This window comes from Nonomuraea antri (genome assembly GCF_013283785.1).
In the GTDB taxonomy this organism is placed as follows: domain Bacteria; phylum Actinomycetota; class Actinomycetes; order Streptosporangiales; family Streptosporangiaceae; genus Nonomuraea; species Nonomuraea antri.
Genome location: NZ_JABCPZ010000395.1, coordinates 1 through 5362, shown reverse-complemented (window position 1 = coordinate 5362; position 5362 = coordinate 1). Strand labels below are relative to the sequence as shown.

Annotated in this window: 4 protein-coding genes and 2 rRNA genes; 1 reads left to right on the top strand and 5 read right to left on the bottom strand. The window is 69.5% G+C overall.

The features are described from left to right. Nucleotides 1–1082: 1082 nt before the first annotated feature. Both HII36_RS57605 and HII36_RS53070 read right to left on the bottom strand, forming a co-directional pair. Nucleotides 1083–1496 (bottom strand): carboxymuconolactone decarboxylase family protein, encoded by a 414-nt coding sequence (locus HII36_RS57605; protein ID WP_173531010.1) that lies wholly within the window; start codon nt 1494–1496, stop codon nt 1083–1085. After that, on the bottom strand, nt 1493–2242 hold the full coding sequence (locus HII36_RS53070) for a dienelactone hydrolase family protein (RefSeq protein WP_173531009.1): 750 nt from the start codon (nt 2240–2242) through the stop codon (nt 1493–1495). Before HII36_RS53070 ends, HII36_RS57605 begins: the two co-directional genes overlap by 4 nt. A gap of 133 nt (nt 2243–2375) precedes the next feature. Between HII36_RS53070 and HII36_RS53065 the strand changes: the two genes are divergently transcribed. Further along, entirely contained in the window at nt 2376–3410 is a 1035-nt protein-coding gene (locus HII36_RS53065) for a helix-turn-helix transcriptional regulator (RefSeq protein ID WP_173531008.1), read from the top strand. Between the two features lie 282 nt (nt 3411–3692). Here the strand turns inward: HII36_RS53065 and HII36_RS53060 are convergent, their stop codons facing one another. The 3 genes from HII36_RS53060 to HII36_RS59520 form a co-directional block, all read right to left on the bottom strand. Beyond that, nucleotides 3693–4286 (bottom strand): dihydrofolate reductase family protein, encoded by a 594-nt coding sequence (locus HII36_RS53060; protein ID WP_328808303.1) that lies wholly within the window; start codon nt 4284–4286, stop codon nt 3693–3695. 686 nt (nt 4287–4972) lie between these two features. Further along, nucleotides 4973–5089, bottom strand: a 5S ribosomal RNA gene (rrf, locus tag HII36_RS53055). A 153-nt stretch (nt 5090–5242) separates the two neighbouring features. Beyond that, nucleotides 5243–5362, bottom strand: a 23S ribosomal RNA gene (locus HII36_RS59520); the annotation flags it as partial.

Here is a 5362-nt window from a genome sequence, read left to right as displayed (position 1 = left end):
CCCTAACGCGACAGGCGCTCCCACCCCCCAACCCGACTCACACCAGCACACCCACTCACATCCCATGCACCACCTACAGCCCGCACACCCACCTGTATTCGCGACGCACGTAATGCAACGCAGGCAACGCAACGACACGGCACCACCGGCGAGCCGGTCTGGTACTGAGTGCTAGCCCAGGGCGGCTCGCCCACGCCTTCCTCACCGCGCCGCCACCCGCGTCACCCACCTCACCACTCTGAGCACCTCACCCAACTCACCTTTCGGGCGCCTCACCCACTGCCACCCACCTCACCGTTCCGGGCGCTTCTCCACTGCCACCACATAACCGCTCCGGGCGTCTCACCAGGCTGCCACCCACCTCACCGCTCCTGACGTCTCACCCGGCTGCCACCCACTGCGCGGCTCCAAGCGCTTCATCTGCTGCTACTCAGTTCACCGCCGCCAGGCGGTTCGCTCACAGGGCCGTGAGCATCGTCCGTTGCCACGCGCCTCGTCCTCGGGCCCTGTGCATCACCCACTTTCGGGCGCATCGCCTGCTTCCGAACGCGCTTCACCTGCTGCCACCCACCCCACCGGCGCCATGCACTTCACCCGCTTTCCACGCGCCTCATCCATGCGTATCAATCGCTTCCCAGCGCCTCATCCGCCTCACTCTCCGGTCCATGCGGATCACCCGCTTCCGGACGCCTCACCCCCGGCCGTTCGACATCACCCGTTTCGAGTGCTTTACGCCCTACCCCGCGCCTCATCCGCTCCCGGCGCGCCTTCCCCTGCCACCTGCCTCACTGCATCAGCCACCTCACCCGCCGCATCCACCCGCACCAGCGCCGGGCCTCATCTGCTGCCTCACGCCTCATCGCTGAGACGCCTCGGCGGCCGCACCCGCAGCGCCTCCGCCGCATGACCACACCCCGCATCACTACACCCCGCGACACCGCGCCACCGCGCCGCATTCGCGTCGACGCACCCGTACCGCCGCATTCGCACCGCCGTCGGATCGCCGCGCCCCGCACCACAGCACCGGGCCTCCGCACCCGCGCCGCCACCCGAGGGCACCGGCGTGACCGAGACCCTCAGCCTCAGCCTGCCCGCGCCGGGTCCGGGGACACGGGGAGCAGGCCGCGGGCGTGCAGGACGCGCCGGGCGACCGTCATCGCGCCGATGACGCGTGGGAACCCGGCGTAAGGCAGCGCCTGCATGACCGCCTCCACCAGCTCGCGAGGCCGAACGCCGACGTTGAGCGCCGTACCCAGGTGCGCCTCCAGTTGCGGCTCCACCCCGCCGAGCGCGACCAGGACGCCGAGCACGACCAGTTCCCGACGGGCCGCGTCCAGCCCGGGCCTGGCATGAATGTCGCCGTAGGCGAACTCGACGGCGAGCCGGGACAGGTCGGGGGCGATGTCGGCGAGCGCGTCGTACACCCCGGCCCGGACCGCCCCCGGTCCGCCGAGCTCCGCCTGCCGCGCCAGCCCGGCCGCGTACCGCTCGTTCACGGCGCCGCCGTCCCGCCGTGGCGAGCGATGAAGGCCAGCAGCCGGTGCCACGCGTCGGCGCACGCCTCCCGCCACTGGTCGAAGGAGTCGTCGAAGAACGAGTGCGGCGCCCCCTCGTACACGTGACTCTCGTAGGTCTTGCCCGCCTGGTCGAAGGTGGCGGTCAGCGCGCCGAACTCCGCCGGGGTGGTGGCCACGTCGTCCCCGGCGAGCAGCATGAGCAGCGGCGCGGACGGCTGCTCGGCCCGATCACCGACGAACCTGGGCGGCCCGTAGAAGCCGACGGCTCCCGCCAGGCCGAGCTCAGCCGCTCCCAACCGCCAGGAGTAGCCGCCGCCGAGACAGAAGCCGACGGTGAACAGCGGCCCGGGATGCCAGGCGCGGATCGCGGCGGCGGCAGCGGCGGCGTCGGTCTCGACGTGGCGCGGTTCGAGCAGTTCCATGTGCGAACGCCCGTCGAACGAGCCGTCGCGGGACGTGGTGCCGGCGCTGCGCCCGTAGTAATCCATGACCAGCGTGTGAAAGCCCGCCTCGGCGAAGCGCTGCGCCAGGCTCTTGTAGAACGGGTGCAGACCGCGCACGTCGGGCAGCAGCAGCACGTTTCGGCCGTTGGGCACCTGCGGGGCGGCCCGGTAGGCGAGGAAGCGGTTGCCGTCGCCGACGCCGATCTCCAGCGGCCCGTGTTCGGCCACCCCGCCGGTGACGATCGGCGCGGCCGGCGGCCGGCTGTCGAGGTCATGACACATCGTGATCTCCTTCTCGTACGATCCGGTGGCTGGCTGCCAGCCTGGCGGGAGAGGAGCCGGCGTCCCAGGCCCAGCCGTTACGGGTACCGACAGGGCCACCCTGGCGCGCCGCCCGAGCGGCATACTGGACATCGTGGCTGATCGAGACGGGCTGGCCGCCTTCCTTCGCTCGCGCCGGGCGCGGCTCACCCCCGCGGGCGCGGGCCTGGCCGCCGCGGGACGACGGCGGGTGCCGGGGCTGCGCCGCGAGGAGGTCGCCCAGCTCGCCGGCATCAGCGTGGAGTACTACCAGCGGCTGGAGCAGGGCCGGGCCGCCCATCCGTCGCCCGAGGTGCTCGACGCCCTGGTCACCGCCCTTCGTTTGGACGACGTCGAACGCGGCCACCTACGCGTCCTGGCCGTACGAAACCGCCGCCCCCACCCAGAGCAGGCCATTCCCGAGAAGTCCGACCTTAAGGGGGCCGTACCTGAGCACACCGGACCCAACAGCGCCGTACCTGGAGACGCCGGACCTATCAGCGCCGCGCGTGGGAGCGCTGGGCCCGACAAGGCCGCGCCTGGGAAGACGGGGCCGAAGAAAGCGGGGCTGGCAGGGAAAGCCGGGCCGCCGTCCAACACCGTCCGGCCCGATCTCCAGCGGATGCTCGACCTGATCCACACACCTGCCCTCGTGATCGACGACCGGTTCGACGTCCTGGCCGCCAACGCCGTGGCCGCCCGCCTGTTCCTCCTAGCGCCCTCCACCGATGGGGAGCGACCGAACCTGGCCGCGCAACTGTTCCTCGACCCCGGCAGCAGGAACTTCTACGTCGACTGGGACGAGGTCACCGCCGCGACCGCCGGACAGTTGCGCGTCACCGCCGGGCTGCACCCCGGCGACAGGCGGCTGTCCCGGCTGATTCGCCGACTGCACGAGGGCAGCGAGACGTTCCGCCTGCTGTGGGGCGCCCGCGACGTCAGCGCCCGGACTCGCGGGCTGAAGAGCTTCCGGCATCCCGCTCTGGGCACGGTGACGTTCAGCTACGAGCACTTCGTCCCGGCCGCCGACTCCCGGCAACGACTCGTCGTACTCGTCCCCGTCGAGGGCAGCGCCACCGAGGCCGCCGTACAACTCCTCACCACCTGGGCCGGACCCGCCCACACCCCGGGCAGCGACCTCAGCCCGTGAGAGGGAGGGTCACGATGGGACGCGCCGACCACCGCCCGGGCCGACGATAGCGCCCATTTCGCCGCTATGGGCAACGGCGACAGGAACGATATCCCAGCCAGCACCGCAACAAATCCCAGCGGCGCCCGCCCGTAACCTCACCCTCTCTACGACCAGCTGTACCAGCCCGACCCTCTGCCTTCGAGGGAGCCCCATGCGGCCCAATCCTCAACAGTGCGGTCGTCTCCGAGCGTCGGCCATCGCCGCCCTCAGCCAGCCGCCGCCCTCAGCCAGCCGCCGCCCTCAGTCGCCGTGCCCGACGCCGCGATCGGGTGCAGCCATGTCCCCCGTCCCAGGCGTGCCCTCGTCCAGGCCGTAACGCAGGTACACGGTGCCCTTCCCACTGGCGACCGGCGGTTCGAGGAGGGTGAGGTTCGTGGGCACCGCACCACCGTCGAACACCTTCTTCCCGACGCCGAGCACGATCGGATGCACCCAGAGGTCGAGACGGTCGAACAGCTTCTCCCGCAGCAGGGTCTGCACCAGATTCAGGCTCCCGACGACCTTCACGTGCTCGTGCCGGTCACGGATCTCACGCACCGCGCCGGCCAGATCCGGGCCGAGCAGCGTGGACCCGGCCCACGAGAGGTCCGGCTTGCCCCGGGAAGCGACGTACTTGGGAACCCTGTTGAAGAGTGCCGCGATCTCGTTGTCTTCGCCGCCCTCCTGATAGGGCCAGTAGGCGGCGAATATGTCGTAGGTCCGGCGGCCGAGCAGGAGTGCGTCCGTGCCCTCGTACGCGGCGCCGACCTGCGCTCCAGCGACCTCGTCCAGCAGCGGCGCCTGCCAGCCGCCGAACGGGAACCCCTCCGGGTCCTCCTCGGGCCCGCCGGGCACCTGCCCGACGAGGTCGAGCGTCGCAACATCTCGATGTGGATGAGGCCCATGACTTGCTCCCGATGAGTCAGTCGGTTGTCTCGGTGGAAGGTAGACCTGTGGACGCCGGCGGACTCATCGCTGCGCCATCACCCCGTTTCGTGCCGGGAGGCACTCCCGTGCGCCTCGATCCATGCCCACTCGCCCGAGCCCTCGAACAACACCTGCCGCTCAATCCCCTCAGACAATGTGGAATCCTCGGTCACACCATCAGCCCGGGACGCTGCCTCGCCAGCATGATGAGCACTCCCCGGATATGCGGGATCGCCGCGGGGGCGTTGGGGTTGCTGATGAGAGCACGGACAGGCCCGCCCTCACTCGTACTACGCCTGGACACGCCGCCGGGACCTGCGACGGCTCGGATTGGCGCTGGTCAGCTCCGCGTTGGTCCGGCTTGGAGTGGTGTCCGGCTTGAGGTGATCGGCAAGAGGCGTTCGATCCCGAGGGTGATCGGCAGGGATGTCCAATGCAGGATGACACTCACCCACCTGCCACTCACCTGCCAGCAGAAAACACGCCGCACAGACACGACCCGCCGGCGCCAGAAATGCAAAAAGGGTCCCCGGCAACAGCCGGGAACCCCCCTCTGAAATGCGGAAAGGGCCCGCACGTACCCGAAGGATACGTGGGGCCCTCCCCAAAAGATTGTCCGGCGGCGACCTACTCTCCCACACCCTCGCGAGTGCAGTACCATCGGCGCTGAGAAGCTTAACTTCCGGGTTCGGAATGTAACCGGGTGTTTCCTTCCCGCCATAACCGCCGTAACACTATGAAACAATCAATCACAGACCCGTGCGGGCGTGTTTGCTGTCTCAGAATTGCGTAGTGGACGCGAGCAAGAAATTTCTTTGATGTGGCGCTGCTCCGGACCCGGCGAAGAGTAACAGAGCGCAGCACACACCAAAGCATTATGCTTTGTGGTCAAGTCCTCGGCCTATTAGTACCGGTCAGCTCCACACGTTACCGTGCTTCCACCTCCGGCCTATCAACCCGGTCGTCTACCGGGAGCCTTACCCACTCTCATGGTGGGAGACCTC